The sequence below is a fragment of the Arhodomonas sp. AD133 genome, assembly GCF_051195215.1.
In the GTDB taxonomy this organism is placed as follows: Bacteria; Pseudomonadota; Gammaproteobacteria; order Nitrococcales; family Nitrococcaceae; genus Arhodomonas.
This window is the reverse complement of the sequence record NZ_JBNAZM010000010.1, coordinates 1-24,565: the sequence shown is the minus strand read 5'-3', so window position 1 is coordinate 24,565 and position 24,565 is coordinate 1. Positions and strand designations below refer to the sequence as shown.

Annotated in this window: 23 protein-coding genes; 18 read left to right on the top strand and 5 right to left on the bottom strand. The window is 65.8% G+C overall.

Annotation, left to right across the window (positions count from 1 at the left end):
- Positions 1-60 precede the first annotated feature (60 nt).
- From ACPEES_RS08235 to ACPEES_RS08175, 13 genes are all read left to right on the top strand, one after another.
- Entirely contained in the window at positions 61-1,122 is a 1,062-nt protein-coding gene (locus ACPEES_RS08235; RefSeq protein ID WP_435102952.1) for a pilus assembly protein PilM, read from the top strand.
- Position 1,123: 1 nt separating this feature from the next.
- The gene (locus ACPEES_RS08230; protein ID WP_435102950.1) at positions 1,124-1,708 is read left to right on the top strand and encodes a PilN domain-containing protein; all 585 of its coding nucleotides are present in this window, start codon (positions 1,124-1,126) and stop codon (positions 1,706-1,708) included.
- Positions 1,705-2,307 carry a type 4a pilus biogenesis protein PilO gene (locus tag ACPEES_RS08225; protein WP_435102948.1) on the top strand — a complete coding sequence of 201 codons (603 nt, stop codon included), beginning with the start codon at positions 1,705-1,707 and terminating at the stop codon, positions 2,305-2,307. Before ACPEES_RS08230 ends, ACPEES_RS08225 begins: the two co-directional genes overlap by 4 nt.
- Positions 2,308-2,387: 80 nt before the next feature.
- Positions 2,388-2,843: a pilus assembly protein PilP gene (locus ACPEES_RS08220; protein WP_435102946.1), complete on the top strand. Its 456-nt coding sequence runs from the start codon at positions 2,388-2,390 to the stop codon at positions 2,841-2,843.
- A gap of 170 nt (positions 2,844-3,013) precedes the next feature.
- On the top strand, positions 3,014-5,029 hold the full coding sequence (gene pilQ, locus ACPEES_RS08215; RefSeq protein ID WP_435102944.1) for a type IV pilus secretin PilQ: 2,016 nt from the start codon (positions 3,014-3,016) through the stop codon (positions 5,027-5,029).
- Positions 5,030-5,166: 137 nt separating this feature from the next.
- Positions 5,167-5,691: a shikimate kinase AroK gene (gene aroK / locus ACPEES_RS08210; protein ID WP_435102942.1), complete on the top strand. Its 525-nt coding sequence runs from the start codon at positions 5,167-5,169 to the stop codon at positions 5,689-5,691.
- Entirely contained in the window at positions 5,688-6,785 is a 1,098-nt protein-coding gene (gene aroB, locus ACPEES_RS08205; protein ID WP_435102940.1) for a 3-dehydroquinate synthase, read from the top strand. Before aroK ends, aroB begins: the two co-directional genes overlap by 4 nt.
- Before the next feature lie 108 nt (positions 6,786-6,893).
- Complete coding sequence (locus ACPEES_RS08200; RefSeq protein WP_435102937.1) at positions 6,894-8,057, top strand: deoxyguanosinetriphosphate triphosphohydrolase; 1,164 nt, start codon at positions 6,894-6,896, stop codon at positions 8,055-8,057.
- A gap of 353 nt (positions 8,058-8,410) precedes the next feature.
- Positions 8,411-12,877 carry a glutamate synthase large subunit gene (gene gltB, locus ACPEES_RS08195; protein ID WP_435102936.1) on the top strand — a complete coding sequence of 1,489 codons (4,467 nt, stop codon included), beginning with the start codon at positions 8,411-8,413 and terminating at the stop codon, positions 12,875-12,877.
- Positions 12,878-13,126: 249 nt separating this feature from the next.
- The gene (locus ACPEES_RS08190) at positions 13,127-14,533 is read left to right on the top strand and encodes an FAD-dependent oxidoreductase (protein WP_435102934.1); all 1,407 of its coding nucleotides are present in this window, start codon (positions 13,127-13,129) and stop codon (positions 14,531-14,533) included.
- Positions 14,493-14,972 carry a 3D domain-containing protein gene (locus tag ACPEES_RS08185; RefSeq protein WP_435102932.1) on the top strand — a complete coding sequence of 160 codons (480 nt, stop codon included), beginning with the start codon at positions 14,493-14,495 and terminating at the stop codon, positions 14,970-14,972. The genes ACPEES_RS08190 and ACPEES_RS08185 overlap by 41 nt, the downstream gene beginning before the upstream one ends.
- A gap of 124 nt (positions 14,973-15,096) precedes the next feature.
- Entirely contained in the window at positions 15,097-16,167 is a 1,071-nt protein-coding gene (gene hemE, locus ACPEES_RS08180) for a uroporphyrinogen decarboxylase (RefSeq protein WP_435103066.1), read from the top strand.
- The gene (locus ACPEES_RS08175; RefSeq protein ID WP_435102930.1) at positions 16,157-16,633 is read left to right on the top strand and encodes an NUDIX domain-containing protein; all 477 of its coding nucleotides are present in this window, start codon (positions 16,157-16,159) and stop codon (positions 16,631-16,633) included. The genes hemE and ACPEES_RS08175 overlap by 11 nt, the downstream gene beginning before the upstream one ends.
- A gap of 3 nt (positions 16,634-16,636) precedes the next feature.
- On the opposite strand, the gene plsY is transcribed toward ACPEES_RS08175, so the two are convergent.
- Complete coding sequence (gene plsY / locus ACPEES_RS08170) at positions 16,637-17,227, bottom strand: glycerol-3-phosphate 1-O-acyltransferase PlsY (protein WP_435102928.1); 591 nt, start codon at positions 17,225-17,227, stop codon at positions 16,637-16,639.
- Positions 17,228-17,395: 168 nt separating this feature from the next.
- Here plsY and folB point away from each other — a divergent pair, with 168 nt between their 5' ends.
- The 5 genes from folB to ACPEES_RS08145 are packed head-to-tail and all read left to right on the top strand — an operon-like array spanning position 17,396 to position 21,325.
- A complete protein-coding gene (folB, locus tag ACPEES_RS08165; RefSeq protein WP_435102926.1) occupies positions 17,396-17,758 on the top strand; it encodes a dihydroneopterin aldolase in 363 nt (120 codons plus the stop codon).
- Positions 17,755-18,243, top strand: coding sequence for a 2-amino-4-hydroxy-6-hydroxymethyldihydropteridine diphosphokinase (folK, locus tag ACPEES_RS08160; protein ID WP_435102924.1), 489 nt, complete (start codon positions 17,755-17,757; stop codon positions 18,241-18,243). Before folB ends, folK begins: the two co-directional genes overlap by 4 nt.
- Before the next feature lie 6 nt (positions 18,244-18,249).
- Positions 18,250-19,446, top strand: a complete 1,197-nt coding sequence (locus tag ACPEES_RS08155; protein WP_435102922.1) for a class I SAM-dependent methyltransferase — start codon at positions 18,250-18,252, stop codon at positions 19,444-19,446.
- A complete protein-coding gene (locus ACPEES_RS08150) occupies positions 19,443-20,519 on the top strand; it encodes an adenylate/guanylate cyclase domain-containing protein (protein WP_435102920.1) in 1,077 nt (358 codons plus the stop codon). Before ACPEES_RS08155 ends, ACPEES_RS08150 begins: the two co-directional genes overlap by 4 nt.
- 8 nt (positions 20,520-20,527) lie before the next feature.
- On the top strand, positions 20,528-21,325 hold the full coding sequence (locus ACPEES_RS08145; protein WP_435102918.1) for an undecaprenyl-diphosphate phosphatase: 798 nt from the start codon (positions 20,528-20,530) through the stop codon (positions 21,323-21,325).
- A 185-nt stretch (positions 21,326-21,510) separates the two neighbouring features.
- Here the strand turns inward: ACPEES_RS08145 and cobS are convergent, their stop codons facing one another.
- From cobS to cobU, 4 genes are read right to left on the bottom strand one after another with little or no spacing between them, the layout of a single operon-like run.
- Positions 21,511-22,236, bottom strand: a complete 726-nt coding sequence (gene cobS / locus ACPEES_RS08140; protein ID WP_435102916.1) for an adenosylcobinamide-GDP ribazoletransferase — start codon at positions 22,234-22,236, stop codon at positions 21,511-21,513.
- The gene (locus ACPEES_RS08135) at positions 22,236-22,862 is read right to left on the bottom strand and encodes a histidine phosphatase family protein (RefSeq protein WP_435102914.1); all 627 of its coding nucleotides are present in this window, start codon (positions 22,860-22,862) and stop codon (positions 22,236-22,238) included. Before ACPEES_RS08135 ends, cobS begins: the two co-directional genes overlap by 1 nt.
- Positions 22,863-22,870: 8 nt before the next feature.
- Positions 22,871-23,911: a nicotinate-nucleotide--dimethylbenzimidazole phosphoribosyltransferase gene (gene cobT / locus ACPEES_RS08130; protein WP_435102912.1), complete on the bottom strand. Its 1,041-nt coding sequence runs from the start codon at positions 23,909-23,911 to the stop codon at positions 22,871-22,873.
- A complete protein-coding gene (gene cobU / locus ACPEES_RS08125) occupies positions 23,908-24,420 on the bottom strand; it encodes a bifunctional adenosylcobinamide kinase/adenosylcobinamide-phosphate guanylyltransferase (RefSeq protein WP_435103065.1) in 513 nt (170 codons plus the stop codon). Before cobU ends, cobT begins: the two co-directional genes overlap by 4 nt.
- Positions 24,421-24,565 lie beyond the last annotated feature (145 nt).

Below are 24,565 nucleotides of genomic sequence, written 5' to 3'. Positions count from 1 at the left end.
CTGGGGTTGAATGACGCCCGGATAAACTTCTTCTAAATGATAAATCAACAAGGAAAAACCGTGGCACTCTTCAGGAAGAAGGCAACGCCACTGCTGGGGGTGGACATCAGCTCGACCGCTGTCAAGGTCGTGGAGCTGAGTCGGCAGGGCGGCCGCTATCGCGTCGAAAGTTATGCGGTGGAACCCCTACCGCAGAACGCGGTGGTGGAGAAGAACATCACCGACATGGACGCCGTCACCAAGGCGCTTCAGAGCGCAGTCAAGCGCTCGCGCACCAAGCTGCGCGAAGCCGCGGTGGCCGTCCCGGGTTCGTCCGCCATCAGCCGAGTCCTGACCCTGTCCGGTGGCCTCAGCGAAAGCGACATCGAAGCCCAAGTCGGGCTTCAGGCCGAGCAGTACGTCCCCTTCCCGCTTTCCGAAGTCAACCTCGATTTCCAGGTCCTGGGTCCTGCTCGTCACGGCAGCGGCGACGAGATCGACGTGCTGCTGGTGGCCTCACGCAGCGAGAACGTGGAGTTGCGCGTCGACGTGCTCGAGGCGGCCGGCATCAAGCCACGTGTTGTCGATGTCGAGAGCTTCGCCGTCGAGCACGCCTGCGACCTCATGGCACCGGAGCGCGGGAACGGGGATAACAAGGTCATCGCCGTGATGGATATCGGCGCGACGATGTCCACGCTCACGGTTCTTGAGAACGACCGCATCGGCTACACGCGCGACCAGGTCTTCGGCGGCCGCCAGCTCACCGAGGAAATCATGCGCCGCTACGGCATGAGCTGGGAGGAAGCCGGACGCGCCAAACGCCGCGGCGGGCTGCCGGATGACTACGAACCCGAAGTCCTGGCACCGTTCCGCGAGGCCATGGCGCAGCAGGTCGCCCGATCACTGCAATTCTTCTACGGCGCCGGTCAGCACAGCGGCGTCGATGCCGTGCTGCTCGCCGGTGGCTGCGCGAACGTCCCGGGTGCAGCCGCCGAGATCGAAGAGGCCGCCGGCATACCGACACGCATCGCGAACCCGTGCGCGGAAATGGCGACTGCCTCGCGTGTCCGCGCCGAGGAGCTCAACGAGGACGCCCCCGCGATGCTGATCGCCTGTGGCCTGGCGATGCGGAGCTTCGACTGATATGAGCACCAAGATCAATCTGCTGCCATGGCGGGAAGCGGCCAGGAAGCGGCGCGAGCGCGAGTTCTACGTCATGCTCGGTATCGCCGCCGCGATTGGCGCCGGCATCTGGTTCGCCGTACATACCCACCTCGCCGGACGTATCGACTACCAGGAACGCCGCAATGATCTGCTGCGCCAGGAGATCGCCAAACTCGACCGGCAAATCGTCAAGATCCGCGAGCTGGAAGAAACCAAGGAACGGCTGATAGCGCGCATGAACGTGATCCAGGAGCTCCAGCAGGGGCGCCCGCAGATCGTCCACCTGTTCCAGCAGTTCGTCGCCACTCTCCCCCAAGGGCTATACCTGAGCACCCTCCGCGAGAAGGGCGACGACATCACGATAACGGGCGTCGCCGAATCAAATGCTCGTGTTTCCAGCTACATGGAGAACCTGGAAGGTTCACCATGGCTTCAGGATCCGGACCTCACCGTTATAGAAGTCCGGGACCGAAACGGACACCGGGTCAGCGACTTCACACTTACCGTTCAGCAGACCCCGCCGAACACCACTGAGAATGGGGACGAGTCGGAGGGCGCCGGATGAACTTTGAGCGCTACCGAAACCTCGACTTCAATGACCCCGGTAGCTGGCCGGCAGGCGCCAAGGCGATTGCGGCCGCAGTCGTTATCGCGCTCGCCGTCGGCGCGGGCTGGTATTTCGACTGGCAGGATCAGCAACAGCAGTTGAAGCAGGCACAGGCCCAAGAGCAGGGCCTTCGACAGGACTTCGAAACCAAGCAGAAACGCGCTGCCAATCTCGAGGTTTACAAAGAGCAGCTTGCGACCATGCGCGAATCGTTCGGCGAAATGCTCCGACAGCTTCCCAGCCGGGCCGAAGTGGCAAGATTGCTCGTGGACATCTCGCAGACCGGGCTTAGCAGCGGCCTCGAATTCGACCTGTTCAAGCCACAGTCGCCAGTGCAACAAGAATTCTATGCCGAGCTTCCGGTTAGCATCCGGGTTCGTGGCACTTACCACGAATTCGCCCAGTTCGTCAGTGGTGTAGCCAATCTTCCCAGAATCGTCACCCTTCATGACGTCGGCATAGAGGCCAACAGGAACGACTCCGAGAACGGACCGATCCTGGCGATGGAGCTCACCGCTCGCACCTACTGGTATCTCGACGAGGAGGGTGAGCAATGACGCGAATCCCAGCGCGCGCCCTTCGCCTGGTCTCGTTGCTCACGTTCGCCAGCCTGATGCTCTCAGGATGTGGAGACGACATGAGCGAACTTCGCCAGTATATCGCGCAAGTGAAACAGCGCCCGGGTGGAAACGTCGACCCCATCCCACAAATGCAGCCCTTTGAAAGCTACACCTATCCAGAGCAGCCGCTGCGCAATCCGTTCCGACAGCTGTCCTTCGCGGAACCGGAGCCCGATACCCAACAGGTTGCCTCGGGTCCCAGCCCCGACCGAGCGCGCCCGAAAGAAGCACTTGAGGCCTTCCCACTGGACGCCCTGACCTATGTGGGCACGATCGGTCGAAATGGCCAGGAGTGGGGCCTTGTACAAGCGCCCGATGGGACGATTCATCGCGTGCAGTCCGGCAATTACCTGGGACAGAACTACGGGCGAATCACCGCCATCACACCAACGGCAATCGAGTTGCGCGAGCTCACACCGCAAGGCAATGGCGGCTGGAAGGAACGCCAGGCGGAGCTGGCACTAAAGGACTGATTTCTGGGGAGCTCAACACAATGACAAGACCAAGGTCGATCCGCAGTCAGGCGGCTGCCTCTCGCAATCCCAAGAGCGCAACGTGGTCAGCCCACGTTCGTCGCGCGCTCCTCACCGTAGCACTCAGTTGTCTGCCTGCTGCCGGTAGTCTGGCGGCCAACCTCACGGCAATGGACTACGCAAGCCTTTCCGGCAACCGGGTGCAGGTAACATTCACGCTGGACGAGCCCGCCGAATCGCCGAGCAGCTTCAAGACGATGGAACCTGCGCGGGTGGCGCTGGACTTCTCGGGGGTAAGCAACCGCATGAAGCGGCGCCGTATGGAAATAGGCGTAGGTGCGGTCGAGAGCGTGGCTACGGCGGAAGCCGGAGACCGCACTCGCGCAGTCATCCGGCTCTCCACAATGGTCCCTTACGAAGTGTCCGCCGATGGCAACAACATCCGTGTGCTGCTAGCGGCTCCGGGCATGAAGGCAGAGCCCTCCAAGAGCAGCACTCGCGCCGCGTCGACGTCAGGCTCTAGCACCCGGAAGACAGGGAAAGCTCCAAGCGGAGCCGCGATCGAGAAGGTCGACTTCGAGCGCACCGAGAACGGCGCCGGACGCATAACCACCGATCTCAGCGACCCGAGTATTCCCGTGGACGTGCGACGCGAAGGCGACCGGGTCGTAGCTGACTTCGTTGGCGCCCGGGCCCCTGAGCGCCTCCTTCGTCGTCTCGATGTAACCGACTTCGCGACCCCGGTTTCAGCTGTCGAGACTCGCTCGAAGGGCGATGGCACGCGCGTAACCATTCTGACGAACACCGAATTCGAGCAAATCGCCTACCAAACTGACGAGTCGTTCACAATAGAAATCAAGCCCTTCTCCAGGGAAGAAGACCAAAAGAGGGCGCGCGATAAGAAGCGCTATACAGGAGAGAAGCTCTCTCTCAACTTCCAGGACATCGAGGTGCGATCGGTCCTGCAGCTTCTCGCCGACTTCACAGGCCTCAACATGGTGGTCAGCGACAGCGTCAGCGGCAACATTACCTTGCGCCTGGATGACGTGCCCTGGGACCAGGCGCTGGACATCATCCTGCAGGCGAAAGGACTGGACAAGCGGCGAACCAACAACGTGCTCTGGATCGCGCCAGCAGAGGAGATCGCGAATCGTGAGCGCATCGAGGCTGAAGCCCGCCAGCAGCAGAAGCAACTAGCGCCGCTGCGTTCGGAGTTCATCGAGGTTAGCTACGCTAAAGCGGCGACGCTCGCAAAGCTGATTCGTGGCGGCGAAGGGGAGAACAGTCAGTCACTCCTCTCCGACCGGGGCAGCGTCTCCATTGACGAACGTACGAACACGCTGATCGTTCAGGATACGGCCACCAACCTGACGGCCATTAGAGAGCTGGTTTCGACACTGGACATCCCGGTTAGGCAGGTTCTAATCGAGTCCCGGGTCGTCATCGCCGACGACAACTTCACTAATGAGCTCGGCGTACAGTTCGGTTATAGCCGCCAGGGCGAACTTGGCGATCAGGGCATCGTCATCGGTGGCACGAAGCCCGGGGATACCAACTTTGGCGGCACCACCGCCTTCGAGGTTGAGGCGGACAGCGGTAACGAAGGGCTTATCGTCGACCTGCCTGCCGCCGGCGCTGCCGGTCAATTGGGCTTGGCGGTTGGCAAAATCGGAAGCTACCTGCTCCAGCTGGAGCTTTCCGCCATGGAGAACGAAGGCCGAGGGGAAATCATTTCCTCGCCGAAAGTGATCACCGCCAATCAGCGCGAGGCATTCATTAAGCAAGGCGAGGAGATTCCGTACGAGACGGTCTCCGAGCAAGGCACGAGCGTTCAGTTCAAGGAGGCCGTTCTCGGGCTGACCGTCACACCGCAAATTACGCCGGACGACCGCGTCCTTCTGGATCTGGAAGTGTCGAAGGACAGCCGCGGCGAGGATACCGACGCGGGCCCGGCGATTGACACCCAGGCGGTGGGCACTCAAGTGCTGGTGGACAACGGTGAGACGGTCGTGCTCGGCGGCGTGTATGAGCGTAACAAGCGCAATGACGTCACACGGGTCCCGTTCTTCGGTGAACTGCCCGTGCTGGGTCACCTGTTCCGCAAGCGCACCACCGTCGACAACAACCGCGAGCTGCTGATCTTCGTCACGCCGAAGATTCTCGAAGAGTCGCTCTCGCTACGCTAATTGAAACGACACAATCGCGATCACGAAGGGGCGCATGGCGCCCCTTTTTCGTTATGGGCCCCGTCAGCGCTGCCAGCACCAACCGGTGTTGCTCCAACAGTTGCAGCCTGCCTTAACAACCCACATCCTTGACGCCCATGCACAGGCAAGACACACCCATCTTTCTCATCGGCCCCATGGGCGCCGGCAAGAGCACGATCGGCCGGCGACTGGCACGGCGACTGGAGCGGGAATTCATCGACTGCGACGACGAGCTCGAGGCGCGTACAGGCGTGGACATCCCGCGGATCTTCGACGTCGAAGGCGAGTCGGGCTTTCGCGAGCGGGAAGCGAAACTGCTCACCGAGCTCTCGCAACGTCCGGGCACCGTGCTGGCAACTGGCGGCGGTGCTGTCGTATCCGAATCCAACCGTCGACTGCTGGGCAGTCGCGGTCAAGTGGTCTACCTGCGAGTAAGTCTCGACACCCAGTTCGCCCGGGTACGCGACAGCGACCGGCCGCTGCTGCGCACCGACGATCCGAAGGGCCGGCTGCGATCCCTCATGGATGAGCGTGCAGCCCTGTATGAGGCCACTGCCGACCTGACAGTGGACACCGACGACGACGCCATGGATGCTGTCGTTGACGAGATCCTACGCAAGCTGGAAGAGATCGCGCCGTGACCGAGAACCCTGTCTCCCGGACCGTCCAAGTCGACCTATCAGAACGGAGCTACTCCATCGCCATCGGTGCGGACGTCCTGAGCTCCGATCTGCTTCCTCGCCACCTCGCCGGCGACCAGGTCCTGGTAGTCACCAACGAGACCGTCGCCCCACTCCACCTGGACAGGCTCCTCCATGCCCTGGGCGAGCGGCACGTCGAGACACTGACTCTGCCGGACGGTGAGCGTTTCAAGAGCGTGGCGACCCTCGAACGCATCTACGACCACCTGATCGAGGCGCGCTTCGACCGCAGCTGCACCCTGATCGCACTAGGCGGCGGCGTGATCGGCGACATCACCGGCTTCGCGGCGGCCACCTATCAGCGCGGCGTGAGCTACATCCAGGTACCCACGACGCTGCTGGCGATGGTGGACTCCTCGGTGGGCGGGAAGACCGGCGTGAACCACCCACAGGGCAAGAACATGATCGGCGCCTTCCACCAACCACGGCTCGTGCTCGCGGACACGCGCACCCTCGACACCCTGCCCGACCGTGAATTTCGTGCGGGCCTGGCCGAAGTGGTGAAGTACGGCGTCATTCAGGACTACGCGTTCTTTCAGTGGCTCGAACGTCATCTCGACGACGTGCTCGCGCGCAACCCCGAAGCCCTTGCCCATGTCATCGAGCAGTCCTGCCGCGACAAGGCCCGTGTGGTCGCCGCCGACGAACGCGAATCGGGTCAGCGCGCGCTGCTCAACCTTGGCCACACGTTCGGCCACGCGATCGAAACCGCTACCGGCTACAGCGAGTGGCTCCACGGTGAGGCCGTCGCCGCGGGCATGTGCATGGCGGCGTGGATGTCCGTACGGCAGGGCTGGATGGCGCAAACTGCGTTCGAGAGAATCCGCGGACTGCTGGAGGCCACCGGCCTGCCAACGAGGCCGCCCGCCATCCCACCGGAACGTTTCCGAAGCCTGATGGCCGTCGACAAGAAGGCAAAACAAGGGCGGCTACGCCTGGTGCTTCTCGAAGGCATCGGCAACGCCGTGGTGACGGATAACTTCGCGGAAGCGAGCTTGGAGACTACCCTGGCGCACTACCTCGACGCCGCTTAGGCGCCGGAGCCGCATTCCCGCGGGCGGGACGCGCAGCGATTGCGCCGCCACGGAGACTGACCGAAGTTACCGCAGCACGATGGGAGGACGACGGAGGCGCGCCCCACTATGGTCGACGATCTTCGCTGGCAGCACCTCGCCCCCTGGGCCGTGCGGGAAACACGCGGACGCCGGGTGCCCGAAGCGCCACCGTCGTGGCGCAGCGAGTTTCAGCGCGACCGCGACCGGATCATCCATTCCGGCGCGTTCCGGCGCCTCGAATACAAGACGCAGGTGTTCCTGAACCACGAGGGCGATCTTTTCCGCACGCGGCTCACCCACTCCCTGGAAGTCGCCCAAATCGCTCGCACGATCGCCCGAGCCCTCCAGCTAAACGAGGATCTCGTCGAGGCCCTGGCCCTCGCTCACGACCTCGGCCACACCCCATTCGGCCACGCGGGCCAGGAAGCGCTCAACGACTGTCTGCGCGAGCACGGGGGATTCGAGCACAACCTGCAATCGCTGCGGGTCGTGGACACGCTGGAACAGCGCTACGCGGAATTCGACGGCCTCAACCTGACTTTCGAGACCCGCGAAGGCATCCTCAAGCGCTGCGCACCGCGGCATGCCCGCCGCCTCGGTAATTTGGGCCAGCGTTTCATCGACGGCACGCAACCATCGCTAGAGGCACAACTAACGAACCTCGCCGACGAAATCGCCTACAACAGTCACGACGTGGATGACGGCCTGCGCGCTGGTCTGCTCGAGCTCGACGCCCTCGTCGACGTACCGATCGTTGGCGAGCTACTGGCGGAGGTCCGGCACGCGCATCCCCGGCTGGAGCCCCGGCGCACGATCTACCAGACGGTTCGCGAGCTTATCAGCGCGCAAGTCGACGACCTCGTACGAACCGGCCGTGAACGCCTGAGTATCGAGCAACCGGAGAACGTCAGTGCCGTGCGCGCCCGCAACGCCCCGCTCATCGCTTTCAGCGACGACATGGCCCACGCCCACCGCGGGCTCAAGCACTTTCTCTTCCACAATCTCTACCGCCACTATCGCGTCCACCGCATGACGACGAAGGCCAAACGCGTCGTCGTCGAGCTCTTCGAGATCCTGTTCCACGACCCCAGGCTGCTCCCCCCGCAGGCACATGGCCGCGCACAGGCGCTCGAAGCGGAACGAGGCGAACGCGGCCGCGCCCGTGCCGTCGCCGACTACATCGCCGGCATGACCGACCGCTATGCCATCGCCGAGCACGAACGCCTCCACGATCCAACGCGTCTCGCTTGAGGGAACCGCGCTGGCGGACTCACATTCCGGGGCACTGGCCCGATGTTGTACCCTTTACCTCGCCCGCTGACCTTGGCTATCATGCCCAGCCATTTGCCCGCAGATCGGGCATGGGCAGGGAGCCCGGACAAAGTGCTGGAAGGCACTGATGATCAAAACATTTTCCGAGGTTCCCCGCCCGGGAGAGCGATCCTCGAGTTGAGATGATCGCGGACGGGCGCCGGCGTCGCCACAAGCACAATCGCCGGCGCGGAGACAACGCGGGGCACGCCCCCATCGAGCCCGCCACAATCAGGCATGGGCACGCCGGGTCGGCGTCCCCCCTCGTCCCCAACACGCAGAGGCAATCTCCCGTGAGCTATCACGACTTTACGAAGGCGACCCTGTATCGCCCGGAATTCGAGAAAGACAACTGCGGTTTCGGGCTGATCGCCCACATGGATGGAGAGCCCAGCCACTGGCTGGTGGAAACCGCGATCGGCGCGCTCGCCCGGCTGACACACCGTGGCGCGGTGGCCGCCGACGGCAAAAGCGGTGACGGCTGTGGCCTGTTGATGAAGCTCCCCGAGGGTTTCCTGCGCGCAGTCGCGCAGGAGGCGGGCATCGAGCTCGCCGAGCGCTTTGCCGCCGGCTGCGTTTTCCTCGCTCCCGAGGACGACGCACGGGCCGCGCACGCCCGCGACACCGTAACGAGCGCGCTTGCCGAACACGATCTCACCGCCGCCGGCTGGCGCGAAGTCCCCACGGACGCCTCCGCCTGTGGCGAACAGGCGCTGGCAACGCTGCCGCGCATCGAGCAGTTGTTCGTGAACGCGCCGGACGGCATTGACGAGCTGGAGTTCGAACGGCGGCTGTTCTTCGCCCGTCGTGCCGCCGAGAAGGCTCTTGCCGACGACGAGGACTTCTACGTCCCGAGCCTCTCGGGCCGGGTGCTCTCCTACAAAGGCCTGGTAATGCCGGCGTATCTGCCGACATTCTACCGGGATCTGGAAGACCCGCGCCTGGAAACCGCCATGGTGGTCTTCCACCAGCGTTTCTCCACCAACACGCTGCCGCAATGGCGTCTCGCGCAGCCCTTCCGGTACCTCGCCCACAACGGCGAGATCAACACGATCCAGGGCAACCGCAACTGGGCGATGGCGCGCGCCTACAAGTTCGAGACGCCGTTGCTGCCGGACATCGAGGCCATCCAGCCACTGGTCAACCTGGAAGGCTCCGACTCCTCCAGCCTCGACAACATGCTGGACGTGCTCATCACCGGGGGCATGGACATCTTCCGCGCGCTGCGCCTGCTCATGCCGCCGGCATGGCAGAACGTGGACACCATGGACGCCGACCTGCGCGCGTTCTACGAGTACCACTCCCAGCACATCGAGCCCTGGGACGGGCCGGCCGGCATCGTGCTCACCGACGGCCGCCACGCCGCCTGTGCCCTCGACCGCAACGGCCTGCGCCCGGCGCGCTGGGTGGTCACTAATGACCGCCATATAACCCTGGCTTCCGAAGTCGGCGTCTGGGACTACAGCCCGGAAGATGTTCTCGCCAAGGGCCGCCTGCGTCCCGGCGAGATGCTCGCCGCCGACACGGAAACTGGCGAGCTGCTGCTGCCCGAGGACATCGACAAGCGCCTGAAGTCCCGCAAGCCCTACAAGAAGTGGCTACAGCAACACGCGCGCAACCTGAAGTCGCAACTTAACGGCAACGGTGAGCGCCAGGGTCTCTCCGGCCAGAGCCTCGCCGTCTACCAGAAGCAGTTCAACGTCACCTTCGAAGAGCGGGACATGGTCCTGCGGACGCTGGCCGAAGGCGGCCAGGAGGCCGTCGGCTCCATGGGCGACGATACGCCCATGCCGGTGCTCTCGAAGAAGGTGCGCGCGCTCTACGACAACTTCCGCCAGCAGTTCGCCCAGGTCACCAACCCGGCCATCGACCCACTGCGCGAGCAGATCGTGATGTCGCTGGAGACCTGCTTCGGTCGCGAGAAGAATCTCTTCGAGGAATCCGAGGCCCACGCCCGGCGGCTGGTCGTGGACTCGCCGGTGCTCTCGGACGAGAAATTCTCGGCTCTGCTCGCGCAGACCGGCGAGGAATACCGTCACGCGGTCATCGAGCTCAACCACGACATCGGCGGGGACCTGGCCTCCGCGCTCGAGCGCATTTGTGCCGAGGCCGAGGCGGCCGTGCGGGACGGCCACGTCGTACTGGTGCTCTCCGACCGCCAGCTCGGCAACGACCGCATTCCGGTGCACGCACTGCTCGCCACCGGCGCCGTTCACTATCACCTGGTCCACCGTGGGCTGCGTTGCGACGCCAACCTGGTGGTGGAGACCGGGACGGCCCGCAACTCCCACGAGTGCGCGGTGCTCATTGGCTACGGCGCCACTGCGGTGTATCCCTACATGGCCTACGATGTCATTCAGGACATGGTGCACAGCGGCCAGATCAAGGGCGCACCGCTCGCCGATCTGCTGCGGAACTACCGCAAGGGCGTCAACAAGGGCCTCTACAAGATCCTCTCCAAAATGGGGATCTCCACCATCACCAGCTACCGCGGCGCCCAGCTCTTCGAGATCGTGGGCTTCGCCGACGAGGTCGTGGATCGCTGCTTCCCGGGCAGCGTGAGCCGCATCCAGGGCGCGAACTTCGCCGATCTCGAAAGCGACCAGCGCGCGCTCCACGAGCGCGCCTGGCGGGCGAGTGTGCCCCTCGACCAGGGCGGGCTGCTCAAGTTCGTCCACGGCGGCGAGTACCACGCTTTCAACCCGGACGTGGTACGCACCCTCCAGGAGGCCGTCTACACCGGTGAATACGAGCGCTACCGAGAGTTCTCCGAGACCGTAAACCAGCGCCCTGTGGCCACTTTCCGCGACATGCTGCGGCTGAAAGGCGGCCAGGAGGCGATTCCGCTGGACGAGGTCGAATCCGAGACCGAGATTCTCAAGCGATTCGACTCCGCCGGAATGTCACTGGGCGCGCTCTCCCCGGAGGCGCACGAGGCCCTCGCCATCGCCATGAATCGCCTGGGTGGCCGCTCCAACTCCGGCGAAGGCGGCGAGGACCCGGCGCGCTACGGCACCGAGCGCATGTCCAAGATCAAGCAGGTTGCCTCCGGACGATTCGGCGTAACCCCACACTATCTGGTCAACGCCGAGGTCCTGCAGATCAAGGTCGCCCAGGGCGCCAAGCCCGGCGAGGGCGGGCAACTGCCGGGGCACAAGGTCAACAACATGATCGCGCGGCTGCGCTACTCCAAGCCCGGGGTCGCGTTGATATCACCGCCGCCGCACCATGACATCTACTCCATCGAGGATCTGGCGCAGCTCATCTTCGACCTCAAACAGGTCAACCCGCAGGCGCTGGTCTCGGTGAAGCTCGTCGCCGAACCCGGCGTGGGTACCGTCGCAGCGGGTGTGGCCAAGGCCTATGCCGACCTCATCACCATCGCCGGCTACGATGGCGGCACCGGCGCGAGCCCGCTCACGTCGGTGAAGTACGCGGGCACACCCTGGGAGCTCGGCCTTACCGAAACGCATCAGACCCTGCGCGCCAACGATCTGCGCGACAAGGTCCGGCTGCAGACCGACGGCGGCCTGAAGACCGGCCTCGATGTCATCAAGGCCGCCATCCTCGGCGCCGAGAGCTTCGGCTTCGGTACCGCGCCCATGGTGGCCATGGGGTGCAAGTACCTGCGCATATGCCACTTGAACAACTGCCCCACGGGTGTGGCCACCCAGCAGAAGGTCTTGCGCCTGAAACACTTCGTGGGCACGCCCGAGCGCATCGCGAACTACTTCATCTTTGTCGCGAGGGAAGTCCGCGAGCGCCTTGCGAGCCTCGGCGTTCGTTCGCTGCAGGAGCTCATCGGCCGGCTCGACCTCCTCGAGCAGCGAGAGCCCGAAACCGCGCGCCAGGCGCGGCTCGACCTCGCACCCATACTCTCCGACGGTGGAGTTGCGGAAGACAAGCCGCAGTATTGCCTCGAACCTCACAACGAGCCCTTCGACAAGGGCGAGCTCGCCGAGGAAATGGTCCGCGACACTCTCCCGGCCATCGAGGCGAAACGCGGCGGCGAATTCCACTACGCAGTGCGAAACGACAACCGCTCCATCGGCGCACGTCTCTCCGGCGAGATCGCCAAGCGCCACGGCACGCTCGGTATGGCCGATCATCCGATCGTGCTGCGACTCACCGGCACCGCCGGCCAGAGCTTCGGCGTGTGGAACGCCGGAGGCCTGCACATGCACCTCGCCGGGGACGCCAACGACTACGTCGGTAAGGGCATGGCCGGCGGCAAGCTCGTCGTCCACCCGCCGGCTGGCAGCGCGTTCAAGAGCCAGGAAAGCGCGATCATCGGCAACACCTGCCTCTACGGCGCCACCGGAGGCCGGCTGTTCGCGGCGGGCACCGCGGGCGAGCGCTTCGCCGTGCGCAACTCCGGCGCCCACGCGGTGGTGGAAGGTGTAGGCGACCACGGTTGCGAATACATGACCGGCGGCGTCGTCTGCGTACTCGGCGATACCGGCCTCAACTTCGGCGCCGGCATGACCGGCGGCTTCGCATTCGTGCTGGATCTGGAGAACCGCTTCGTGGATCGCTACAACCACGAGCTCATTGACATTCACCGCATCCGCTCGGAGGCCATGGAGGCGCACCGCCACTACCTGCGGGACATGATCGCGGAATACGTCGAGGAGACCGGTTCGGAATGGGGCCGTGAGATCGTCGAGAATTTCCGCGACTACGTGGGCCGGTTCTGGCTGGTGAAGCCCAAGGCAGCGGACATCCACGAGGTGCTCGACACGCTGCGCCGCGCCGCCTGAGCGCAAGGCCCGAGGCGGTCACCGGGGGCCGGGACACGCAATCGCGGACGATGAGCGGCAGGGACGCCGCCGACGAGCCCACACGGATGCGTTCACGGCGTATTCGCGAGTGCGTGGCCCCTTCCCCGACCGCCGCCACGAACCTCCGCGTTCCGCTTCGCGCAGAAGCGGGGCACTATCGCCAACTTGAGCGCGGGCCGGCGCGAGGTTCAGCCTCCCGCCCACACGCGCCCAGAGACGAAACAGACTATGGGTAACAACTTTCAGTTCGTCGAGGTCCCCCGCCAGGACCCGGACAAGAAGCCAGCCTCTGTCCGCAAGGCCGAGTTCAAGGAGATCTACGGGGATTTCACCTCGGAGACCGCCTCACAGCAGGCGGACCGCTGCGTCGAATGCGGCAACCCCTACTGCGAATGGAAGTGCCCGGTTCACAATTACATTCCGAACTGGTTGAAACTCGTCGCCGAAGGCAATCTGTTCGAGGCGGCGGAGCTATCCCACAAGACGAACTCCCTGCCCGAGGTCTGCGGCCGCGTCTGCCCCCAGGATCGTCTCTGCGAGGGCGCGTGCACCCTCAATGACGGCTTCGGCGCGGTCACCATCGGCTCTGTGGAACGTTACATCACCGACGAGGCGTTCAAGCAGGGCTGGCGGCCGGACCTATCGGGTGTGGTGAAGACCGGCAAACGCGTCGCCGTCATCGGCGCCGGCCCGGCGGGCCTGGGCGCCGCGGACATCCTGGTGCGCAACGGTGTCGACGCCGTGGTCTACGACAAGTACCCGGAGATCGGCGGCCTGCTCACTTTCGGCATACCGCCGTTCAAGCTGGAGAAGGACGTCATTGCCACCCGCCGCCAGATCATGGAAGGCATGGGCGTCGAATTCCGACTCGGTATCGAGGTGGGCCGCGATGTCAGCTACGAGGAGCTCGAGCACGAATACGATGCGGTCTTCCTCGGCATGGGGACTTACACGTTCATGCGCGGCGGCTTCCCCGGCGAGGACAAGGACGGCGTCTACGAAGCGCTTCCCTACCTCGTCTCCAACATCAACCGCCTCATGGGCTTCGAGCAGGACCGCTCGGACTACGTCGACATGCGCGGCAAGCGAGTCGTGGTATTAGGCGGCGGCGACACCGCCATGGACTGTAACCGCACCGCCCTGCGCCAGGGCGCGAAGAGCGTGACCTGCGCCTACCGCCGGGACGAATCCAACATGCCCGGCTCCCGGCGCGAGGTCTACAACGCCAAGGAAGAAGGCGTTAAGTTCATGTGGAACCGCCAGCCGGTGGAGATCGTTGGCGACGGCCGCGTCGAAGGCGTGAAGGTGATCGAAACCCAGCTCGGCGCGCCCGACGACCGTGGCCGCCGCCGTCCGGAACCGGTCCCCGGCACCGAGGAAGTCATCCCCGCCGATCGGGTGCTCATCGCCTTTGGATTCCGTCCGAGTCCGGCGGAGTGGTTCGACAGCAACAAGATCGAGGTCGACGATCGCGACCGCGTGGTCGTCGACAAGGACGGCCGGTACCCGTACCAGACCCGCAACCCCAACGTCTTCGCCGGAGGCGACATGGTCCGCGGCTCCGACCTGGTGGTTACCGCCGTGTGGGAAGGCCGTGAAGCCGCGAAGGGTATCCTGGCCTATCTCGGGGTTTGAGCCAACGTCGGGCGCCCAGCGCCCGACCCACCCCCGTTGGCGGCGTCCGCGGTTCGCCGGTGTCCTGATAGCGGCCGCGGTCCTCGCCGGCTGTGCCACCGCCAACGGCCACGAGCAGGCAGCGTGCCGCCAGACGGTCACCGCGACCGCCTACAATTCCACTCCCGGCCAAACGGACGACCGCCCCAACCTCGGCGCCTGGGGCGACCGTCTCGAGCCCGGCATGCGCATCATCGCTGTCTCCCCCGATCTCATTCCCAAGGGACTCGACCGCGGTACTGCAGTTCGTATAGAAGGCCTGTCAGGCACCTATCGCGTACTCGACCGCATGCCCTCTCGCTGGCACCGCAAGATCGATATATACATGGGCAGGGATGTCGCAGCGGCCCGTGCCTGGGGCCGACGCCGCGTTACCATCCGCTGGCCGGGCGAGTGTTAGCGTTCCGGATCAGAAGTGCATCGCATTTGTGATCCGGAACAACATCGCGCATACAGGAAAGGTCCCGGCCACGGCGTTCGACCGTGATACACTGCCGACCAAAACACTCCCGGCTCGGACGCCCATCGTGAGCGAACTCGACAACGATCGACTCCTGCGGGCCCTGGCCCGCCAACCCGTGGACCGCACTCCGGTGTGGATGATGCGTCAGGCGGGGCGCTACCTGCCCGAATACCGGCGCGTGCGAGAGCAGGCCGGCAGCTTCATGAACCTCTGCCGCGACGCCGACCTCGCCTGCGAAGTGACGCTCCAACCGCTGGAGCGCTTCCCGCTGGACGCCGCCATTCTCTTCTCGGACATCCTGACCGTGCCCGACGCCATGGGCCTCGGACTGTACTTCGAGCCCGGCGAAGGCCCGCGTTTCCAACGCCCGGTACGCGACGCCACGGCCATCGACGCCCTCCCGGTACCGGACGTGGGCACCGAGCTCGCCTACGTCACCGACGCCGTTGCCGTGATCCGCCGCGAGCTCGCCGGTCGTGTACCGCTCATCGGCTTCAGCGGCAGCCCCTGGACGCTCGCCACCTACATGGTCGAAGGCGCCGGCAGCCGCGACTTCCGGCATATCAAGGCACTCGCCTACGATGACCCGGCCGCGCTGCACCGCCTTCTCGCCAAGGTCGCCGACGCAGTGACCGACTACCTCAACGCCCAGAGCGCGGCCGGCGCCCAGGCCCTGATGATCTTCGATACCTGGGGCGGCGCCCTCGCCCATGACGCCTACCGGGAGTTTTCCCTGGCCTACGCGCAGCGGGTCATCGAAGGCCTCGTGCGGGAACGCGAAGGCCGTCACGTACCGGTGACCTTCTTCACCAAAGGCGGCGGCCTCTGGCTCGAGCGAATGGCCGAATGCGGAGCCGACGCCCTGGGCCTGGACTGGACCATCGATCTGGGTGAAGCCCGCCGGCGCGTGGGCGAACGCGTCGCCCTGCAAGGCAACCTCGACCCCAGCATCCTGTATGCCCGGCCGACGGTAATCCGCGAACAGGTTGCACGCGTACTCGCGGAGTACGGCCAGGGAAGCGGACACATCTTCAACCTGGGCCACGGCATTCACCCCCAGATCCCACCGGAACACGCGGCGGCCATGGTCGAGGCGGTGCACGCACTGAGCCCTGCATACCATGGGATCTGACGGGCAGCCGACACGACGTCGCCGCGGCCGGCGGCGCGGTCGCGTACGCGTGCTCTCCGCCGGAGTCGCTGTCGTACGCCACGACGACACCGCATGGCGCCTGCTGCTGCTCCGCGCCTATCAGTACTGGGACTTTCCCAAGGGGCAGGTGGAGAAAGGCGAAACGCCCCTGGAAGGCGCCCGCCGCGAAGTGGCCGAAGAAACAGGCATCACCGAGCTGGATTTCCGCTGGGGTCTCGACTACTTCGAAACCGGCCCCTACGCGCAAGGCAAAGTAGCGCGTTACTACGTCGCCGAAACCACTCAGCAGCGCGTCGTCATGGGGATCAATCCCGAGCTCGGCCGCCCCGAGCATCAGGAGTATCGCTGGGCCGACTTCGAACACGCGCATGAGCTCGCCTCGCCCAGGGTTCGCCGTGTGCTTCGGTGGCTACAGCGCCGTCTGCAGCAGCCGCCCTCGGAGTGAGACTCACTCCTTCTGGCCGATACGCGCCTCCTCACCCGCCAGCAACCGCCGGATATTTCCCCGGTGTCGCCAATAGGTGACGGCGGTCATGACAGCCATTGCGACCGCCAGTGCCGGCTCGCCCGTGAACCCCCAGAGGTAAACAGGCGCCAACAGGAATGCCACCAACGCGGACAGCGACGAGATGCGGGTCACCGCGGCCACCAGCAACCACGTCCCCACCGTGACCACTAGCACCGACCACGACCAGCCAAGCAGCACGCCCAGCCCCGTGGCCACGCCCTTGCCCCCCTTGAAGCCGAAAAACACCGGATAGAGGTGACCCAGAAACGCCGCCACGCCCACCGCTCCAAGCGCTGCAGGCGCAAGACCAACGAGCAGGGCAAGGCACACGGCCACCGTGCCCTTTAGGAAGTCACCGGCCAGGGTCAGCGCCCCGGCGACACGCCCCCCCACCCGCAGGACATTGGTGGCGCCCGGATTCCCGGAGCCCTCGCCCCGGGGGTCCGGCAGTCCCATGAGCCGGCACACCAGGATCGCCGACGACAGCGAGCCCAACAGGTAGGCGAGTATTATGGAAACGGCTTCGATCATGGCGGCTACCAGACATCCCAGCACTCGAGTGACGCACGACTTTACCGCCGTGGAGATCGCTCTTGCAGCCCCCTGCGGCCACGGACACGATGCACCATCACGGGGCGGCAATTGGTCACGCCGCCTGGCCGCCGGTATCATGACGCGGTCATCGCCAGGACCCGCACCATGGACACCGTCTTCATAGAAGGCCTGGAGCTCACTGCGCGTATCGGCGCCTGGCACTGGGAGCGACACATCGACCAGCGCCTGCGCGCTGACGTGGCGCTCGCTGTGGACACCACACCGGCCGCCGCCAGCGATGCGCTCAGCGACGCCATCAGCTACGCCGAGGTCGCAGACTGCCTGCGCGAGTGCGCTGCGGACGCTGACTTCCGCCTGCTGGAGGCACTCGCCGAACATCTCGCGACGCGTATACGCGACCGGTTCCCGGTCGCCGGCGTGCGTCTGACGCTCACCAAACCCGGCGCGGTTGCGGGTACCCGCGGCGTGGGCGTGCGTATCGAGCGGGGAGAGGCGCCACGGCCATGACCCGCGTCTATGTCAGCATCGGCAGCAACGTCGAGCGCGAGTACAACGTACGCTCGGCACTCGTGGCGCTGCGAGCGCGTTACGCCCCCCTCACGGTGTCACCGATTTACGAGACTGGTGCAGTAGGCTTCGACGGCGCCGATTTTCTCAATCTCGTCGTCGGCTTCGACACGCACCTTGACCCCGCCACGCTCACCGCCGAGTTCAAGGCCCTGGAAGACGCCCACGGCCGCGAGCGTGGCGGCCATGGTGGGATAAGCCCCCGCACCCTCGATCTGGACCTCCTCACCTGGGGAGACACCGCCTACGACGACGGTCGCGTGCGGCTGCCGCGTTCCGAGATCGTCGACTGTGCATTCGTTCTGCGCCCACTTGCCGACATCGCCGGTGACGAGCCCCACCCGACCCTCGGCCGGCCATATGCCGAGTTGTGGGCCGCGTTCGACGCCAGCGGCCAGCCCATGCGCCGCATCGAACTGGACTGAGCCCACATGCCCCAGGACGCCCCCACCCCCGACGCCGATGCCAGACGCCATAGCGCCGCGCTGGCCACGCGCATCCGCGCCGCCGCAGACGCGGCGGGCGGCACCCTGCGCTTCGACCGATACATGGCCATGGCGCTCTACGAACCAGGGCTCGGCTACTACAGCGCCGGACAGGCACGCTTCGGCAGCGGCGGCGACTACATTACTGCGCCGCTCGCCTCGACACTGTTCTCGCGCACACTGGCTCACCAGTGCGCGGAGGTCCTGACCCGGCTCGGCGGTGGCGATGTCCTCGAGTTCGGTGCTGGCACCGGTCGCATGGCCGCTGACGTGCTCACCGAGCTGGCAGCATTACAACGCCTGCCACAGCGCTACCGGATCCTGGAAGTGAGCGCCACGTTACGCCAGGAGCAAGCGACCGCTATCGCCGAGCTCCCCGCCGACATACGCGAGCGCGTAGAGTGGCTGGACCAGCTGCCCGACGAACCGTTTCGCGGCATGGTACTCGCCAACGAGGTCATGGACGCACTGCCGGTACGACGTTTCCAGATCACCGAGGACGGCATCCACGAGTTGGCCGTCGCCCACGATGGCGAGAAATTCCAGTATCGGCTGATTCCCGCGGATGACACCCTGACCATGGCAATAAGGGAAATCGAAGCCGATCTCGACGCGCCCTTGCCGCCAGGCTATGTCTCCGAATACTGCCCGGCGCTGGCGGGCTGGCTGCAGACGCTCGCCGACTGCCTGGATGCCGGCACGGCGCTGCTCATCGACTATGGCTATCCCCGCCGCGAGTACTACCACCGCCAGCGCGCTATGGGGACACTGCTCTGCCACTACCGGCACCGGGCCCATGACGACGCTCTCTGGTGGCCGGGCCTGCAGGACATCACGGCGTCAGTGGACTTCACCGCCGCGGCACGCGCCGCCACGAACGCCGGACTGGCGCTCCAGGGCTTCACCACCCAGGCGAATTTCCTCATGGGCGCCGGGCTCCCCGGGCTTCTGGAGGCCGAGATGAACCGGGATCCGCAGGCGGCAGCGGCCGCCACCCAGCAGGCCAAGCCGCTGCTCATGCCCGGCGAAATGGGTGAGCGCTTCAAGGTCCTTGCCGTCGGCCGCGGTCTGACCGACCCGCTCAGCGGGTTCGGGTTCGCCGACCAGAGCGGCCGTCTCAACGTCCACAGGCGTCATTCATGAGCGCAGCGACCCGTCGCACTCCCGCTAACGAGGCCGGGCTGGTCCTGGTAGTGGGCGACGAGGCGGCCACCGAGCTCACCGGTATTCTCGAGGCCGGCGGCTATCGAACCGTTACGGTGGGAGAAGCGGTCACCGCGCGCGACTGGCTCACGGCGCGCGAACCCGATGCCGTGGTCATCGCGGCGTGTGCCGAGACCCCCGACACACTGCTGCCACTGGTCACCGAGCTGCGCCGTGATCGCCTCTATCGCATGACCCCCATCCTCCTGCTTACCGAGCGCCCGGAGCCACGGCTGCTGCGCAGCGCTTTCACCGCCGGCTGCGACGATTTCCTGCCACGTCCCCTGGAGCCACTCGTGGTGCTGGCCCGGCTCGGCGGACTGGTGAGCAAAGCGCGCTATCGACGTGAGCTCGAACGCATCCGCAGCGAGCTCGCGCGCTACGTCTCGCCGCGACTGCGCAGCCTGATTGAGGGGCATGCACGCCATCCGCGAAGCAGCAGCGAGCCCGTGCTGATCAACGCCTGTATCCTATTCACGGACATTCGCGGCTTCACCGCCCTGTCCCACGCCATCCCGCCGGAGCAGCTCTTCGACACGGTCAACCGTCACCTCAGCCTCCAGGTCGGTACGGTCTACCGGCACGGCGGCTATGTGGACACCTTCGGTGGTGATGGCCTGATGGCCGTGTTCGACCGGCCGAGCATGGCGCGCCAGGCCTGCAACTGCGCCATCGAGATTCTCGAAACCGTCGCCGCACGCGGCGAACACGCCGCTGGCGAAGAGGTTCCGGTAAGTATCGGCGTGCATGCTGGCGAGGTTACCGTGGGGAATATCGGCACGGGCGATCATCTCGACTATACGGCCATTGGCGCGCCGGTTAATATCGCCGCGCGCGTCTGTGGCGCAGCGGGAGCCGGGCACGCGCTGGTCTCCGAAGCGGTAAGACGCCATTTGGACGACGAGCGGGGCCTCGCCTTCGGCGCCGGCGAACAGCGCCGCATCCGAGGCATCGACACGCCTGTGCTGCTCTATCAGCTCAGCCGCGATCCACACCATCCGCCATCGGCATAGGAGCGCACATGGACTGGCTTCACGCCGTTTGCCTGGGACTTCTCCAAGGCCTCACGGAATTCCTGCCCATCTCCAGCTCCGCCCATCTGATCCTCGTGCCTGTACTCAGCGACTGGCCCGATCAGGGGCTCGCGTTCGACGTCGCCGTCCATGTGGGCACTCTGCTCGCCGTTCTCACCTACTTCCGGGGCACACTCGTGCGACTGAGCGCGGACGCCCTCGCGAGCATCCGACGCCGGCACTTCCAGGGCGACGGGAAGCTGGCGATGCTGCTGGTGATCGCGACGATCCCCATCGTCGCCGCCGGGCTGCTCCTGGGGGATTCCGCCGAAGCATACCTGCGTGAACCGCTGGTAATCGCCGCCGCGAACATCGGGTTCGGAATACTGCTATGGGTGGCGCACCGCGGCTGGCGAGGACGCCGCGATGAGTCAACGGCTGGCCTGGGCGACGCGCTGTGGATCGGACTGGCACAGATTCTTGCCATCATCCCCGGAACGTCCCGCTCCGGCATTACCATGACGGCCGGACTGTTCCTCGGGCTCGCCCCCACCGCTGCCGCGCGCTTCTCGTTCCTGCTGGCCATTCCCACCATCGCCCTGGCCGGTGGCTGGAAAGCCATGCAACTCGCACTCTCCCCGGCGCCAGCGGCGTGGGACATGCTCCTGCTCGGTGCCGCGATCTCCGCTATCGCCGCCTACGCCTGCATCGGCGCTTTCCTGGCCCTGCTGGAGCGCATAGGCATGACCCCGTTCGTCGCCTATCGGCTGGTGCTGGGTGCAGTGCTGCTCTGGGTCTTCGTGTGAGCCGTTCCAATTGACGAGTCGGAAGTTCCAAGTTTCGCGCGGCTATCGCCTTGCCGTACACGACGCGCGCTGGCCCGGGATACCAAACCCGGAATCCGAAATCCGGAACCCGAAACCGCAATAACCCACCAGCGCCCGCAATCCTGTCCCGTTCCACTTGTTGCTTTCAGCTTCTCACTTTCTGCTCAGCGAAGCGTCAAAGCCGCGGCGACTAGCGACAGTGTCTGGGTCGCGACCATGGTCGCGCCTACGGTGTCACCCGTGATACCGCCTATGCGCCGCAGAAACAGCGAGCGGGCGACGGCAACGGTCACCGCGGCAGCTACCAGTGCCGCGAGACCCGTGAGCCCGAGTAGCAACACGGACGCCGCGGCCGTGGCGAGAAGGACCGCGTAGACCGCCGCGCCAGGGCGGTGGCGGGCCATCGCGTCGCCGAGACCGCCCGGACGGACGTAGGGCGTCGTCAGAAACAGTGCCGGGGCAGCAGCGCGGCCCAGCATGGCCGCCACCACCAGCGCGGTGGGAACCGTCTGGCGCAGCACGGTCTCGGCCGCCGCCAGTTCCAGCAGCAACACCACCACGACGGCAGCCACGCCCACCGGACCGGCGCTGGGATCCTTCATGATGGCGAGCGTTCGTTCGGCGTCCCCCAGACCGCCTACCCAGGCATCGGCGGTATCGGCCAGGCCATCGAGATGCAGCGCCCCCGACAGCAGCACCAAGGCCGTCACCGCCAGCGCCGCGCCCAGCAACCCCCCGGCCCCCCAGCCAACGAGCGCCGCGATAGCGCCGAGCCCGGCGCCCACCAACGGATACCACAGCAGTGAGCGCCCGACGGTATGGGCGTCGGGCGCCACAGCCGGGACGGGCAAGCGGGTCAGAAAAGCGAGCGCAGTGATCAGCGCCTTCATCAAAGCCCCTGCCGGGCGTGGAACACCAGGCTCGGTGCGGGGCGGCCGTTGACGTCCGACTGCACCCGCAAACGGGTGATACCCGCGTTGGGCACCTCCAGCCGCAACACCGAGGGCAACGGCATGCCGAGGACATGACCGACCAGCGTCCGGATGAGCCCGCCGTGACCGACCACCAGCACATGCCGCGCTTGTCGCTCGAGCAACCGTTCCCAAGCAGCGACCACACGATCGCGGAAATCGGGCAACGACTCTCCTCGAGGTGGTGTATTGGCCACGGGATCATGCCAGTATGCGCTGATCTCCTCCGGGGACTCGGCGAGGATCGCGTCCACCGTACGTCCTTCCCAGGCGCCGAAGCTGATTTCCTTGAACCCCGTTTCGGTGATCACCGGTACATCCAAGCAGCCGCCCAGCTCGGTGGCGAACTCGGCACAGCGCCGAAGCGGCGAGGTGACGATTAGCGACCATGATGGAGGGTCATCGCCCACGGCCGCCCACATTTCGTGCCAGCCCTGCTCCGAGAGCGGATCGTCGCGATGGCCACGATAGCGTCGGCCACCCACGGGCACGCCGTGGCGAATGAAATCCACGAATCGGGCGCGCCCCGTATCGATACGCTGCATGGGCCTCCTCACCCCCCTCGGTTGGCGACGGCCGCCTCTTCGAAGGTAGCCATATCGTTGTGCAACGCACAGGCGAGCCGCAGCAACGGCACCGCAGTCGCTGCGCCACTGCCTTCGCCAAGACGCAGCCCGAGGCTGATCAGCGGCCGTGCATGCAGCGCCGCCAGCACCTGCCCATGGCCGGGCTCCGCGGACGTATGCGCGAAAATCAGCCACTGCGCCAGCGCCGGGCGGCGCCGGACCGCCGCCAGCGCCGCGACACTGACGATGAAGCCGTCGACGAGTACGGGCACCCGTCGTGCCGCAGCCGCCTCCATTGCCGCGGCCAATGCCACGAGCTCGAACCCACCCAAGCGGCGCAGCGCCTCGTCCGGCCCGTCGATAGCAGCGGTGTGGCGGTCGAGACCGGCGCGTACCGCCGCCATCTTGCGGGCGACGCCTTCCGTGTCGAGGCCCGTGCCCGGCCCCACCAGGGTCTCCGGGTCCGCATCGAGCAGCGCGCAGGCCACCGCCGAAGCGGCCGTGGTATTGCCTATGCCCATTTCGCCGCCGATGAACAGGCCCATTCCTTCATCCGCCGCCGCCTGCGCGATCTCCCGCCCGGTCGCATCGGCACGAGCGAAGCCTTCCGCGGACATCGCGGGCTCATGCGTGAAATCCGCGGTCCCACGGCCGGCGCGCGCGAGACGGACGCCGTCGGGCACCTCATAATCGGTGGCAGTGCCCACGTCGACCACCTGCAAGCGCGCCCCGAGGTGGTGCGCCTGCACATTGATCGCCGCACCACCGGCAGCGAAATTGGCGACCATCTGTACGGTCACCGCCGGCGGAAACGCGGAAACCCCCTGCGCCGTCACGCCATGGTCGGCGGCGAAGACCGCGATGTGCACCGGATCGACCTGCGGGCGCTCCGCCCCCTGCAAACCGGCGAGCCGCACCGCGAGCGTCTCCAACTCGCCGAGTGCCCCTGGTGGCTTGGTGAGTTGCGCCTGGCGGGCACGTGCCCGTTGAGCGGCGTCTTCGTCCGGCACAGGGATGCTGTGCGTCATGTCGTCTCCTTGAGAGTCAAAGGGAGGCCCGCGGTGACCAGCGTTACGCGCTCGCAGCGGGCGGCTATTGCCTGATGCAGACGGCCCGCCTCGTCCACGAAGCGCCGGGTGAGCTCGCCGAGCGGCACCACGCCCTCGCCCACTTCGTTGCTGACCAGAACGATACGTCCGGGCAGGCCGGGCAACGCGGTGAGCAGATCCTCCCGTGCCTGTGCCCAGTGCCGGGGCCGTTCGATGAGCGCGGTGAGCCACAGGGTAAGGCAGTCCACGAGCACACAGCGGTCGTCGGCCGCCGCCCCGAGCAGCACGCCGGCGAGGTCATCCCCCGCCTCCACGGTGTGCCAATGGGACGGTCGCCGCGCCCGGTGGGCGGCGATGCGTTCAGCCATCTCCGCGTCGTTCGCACGTGCGGTCGCGACGTACACTACCTCACCACCGCTCGCCTGTGCCTGTGACTCGGCATACAGGCTCTTGCCCGATTTCGTTCCGCCGAGCACCAGCTCACGCACGCCGTTCGCCTCCGTTTCAACGATGGCCTGAGAGCATACGGCAGGGTGTACAAGCTCGCCAATGCGGTAGTCCTTTCCAATCCAGAGATGAGCCTGAACGGGCGATGGTGAGAGCGCCATCAGGCGGCCGGAGTTTGGGCCTGAT

Bases quoted from the DNA above. Each gene is read 5' to 3' on its own strand.
- folB (WP_435102926.1), top strand. From the start codon at position 17,396: ATGGACACCGTCTTCATAGAAGGCCTGGAGCTCACTGCGCGTATCGGC.
- ACPEES_RS08190 (WP_435102934.1), top strand. From the start codon at position 13,127: ATGGGTAACAACTTTCAGTTCGTCGAGGTCCCCCGCCAGGACCCGGAC.
- ACPEES_RS08135 (WP_435102914.1), bottom strand. From the start codon at position 22,862: ATGCAGCGTATCGATACGGGGCGCGCCCGATTCGTGGATTTCATTCGC.
- ACPEES_RS08145 (WP_435102918.1), top strand. From the start codon at position 20,528: ATGGACTGGCTTCACGCCGTTTGCCTGGGACTTCTCCAAGGCCTCACG.
- plsY (WP_435102928.1), bottom strand. From the start codon at position 17,227: ATGATCGAAGCCGTTTCCATAATACTCGCCTACCTGTTGGGCTCGCTG.
- ACPEES_RS08220 (WP_435102946.1), top strand. From the start codon at position 2,388: ATGAGCGAACTTCGCCAGTATATCGCGCAAGTGAAACAGCGCCCGGGT.
- ACPEES_RS08150 (WP_435102920.1), top strand. From the start codon at position 19,443: ATGAGCGCAGCGACCCGTCGCACTCCCGCTAACGAGGCCGGGCTGGTC.
- ACPEES_RS08155 (WP_435102922.1), top strand. From the start codon at position 18,250: ATGCCCCAGGACGCCCCCACCCCCGACGCCGATGCCAGACGCCATAGC.
- aroK (WP_435102942.1), top strand. From the start codon at position 5,167: ATGCACAGGCAAGACACACCCATCTTTCTCATCGGCCCCATGGGCGCC.
- pilQ (WP_435102944.1), top strand. From the start codon at position 3,014: ATGGACTACGCAAGCCTTTCCGGCAACCGGGTGCAGGTAACATTCACG.
- ACPEES_RS08175 (WP_435102930.1), top strand. From the start codon at position 16,157: ATGGGATCTGACGGGCAGCCGACACGACGTCGCCGCGGCCGGCGGCGC.
- cobT (WP_435102912.1), bottom strand. From the start codon at position 23,911: ATGACGCACAGCATCCCTGTGCCGGACGAAGACGCCGCTCAACGGGCA.
- ACPEES_RS08225 (WP_435102948.1), top strand. From the start codon at position 1,705: ATGAACTTTGAGCGCTACCGAAACCTCGACTTCAATGACCCCGGTAGC.
- ACPEES_RS08230 (WP_435102950.1), top strand. From the start codon at position 1,124: ATGAGCACCAAGATCAATCTGCTGCCATGGCGGGAAGCGGCCAGGAAG.
- cobS (WP_435102916.1), bottom strand. From the start codon at position 22,236: ATGAAGGCGCTGATCACTGCGCTCGCTTTTCTGACCCGCTTGCCCGTC.
- folK (WP_435102924.1), top strand. From the start codon at position 17,755: ATGACCCGCGTCTATGTCAGCATCGGCAGCAACGTCGAGCGCGAGTAC.
- ACPEES_RS08200 (WP_435102937.1), top strand. From the start codon at position 6,894: ATGGTCGACGATCTTCGCTGGCAGCACCTCGCCCCCTGGGCCGTGCGG.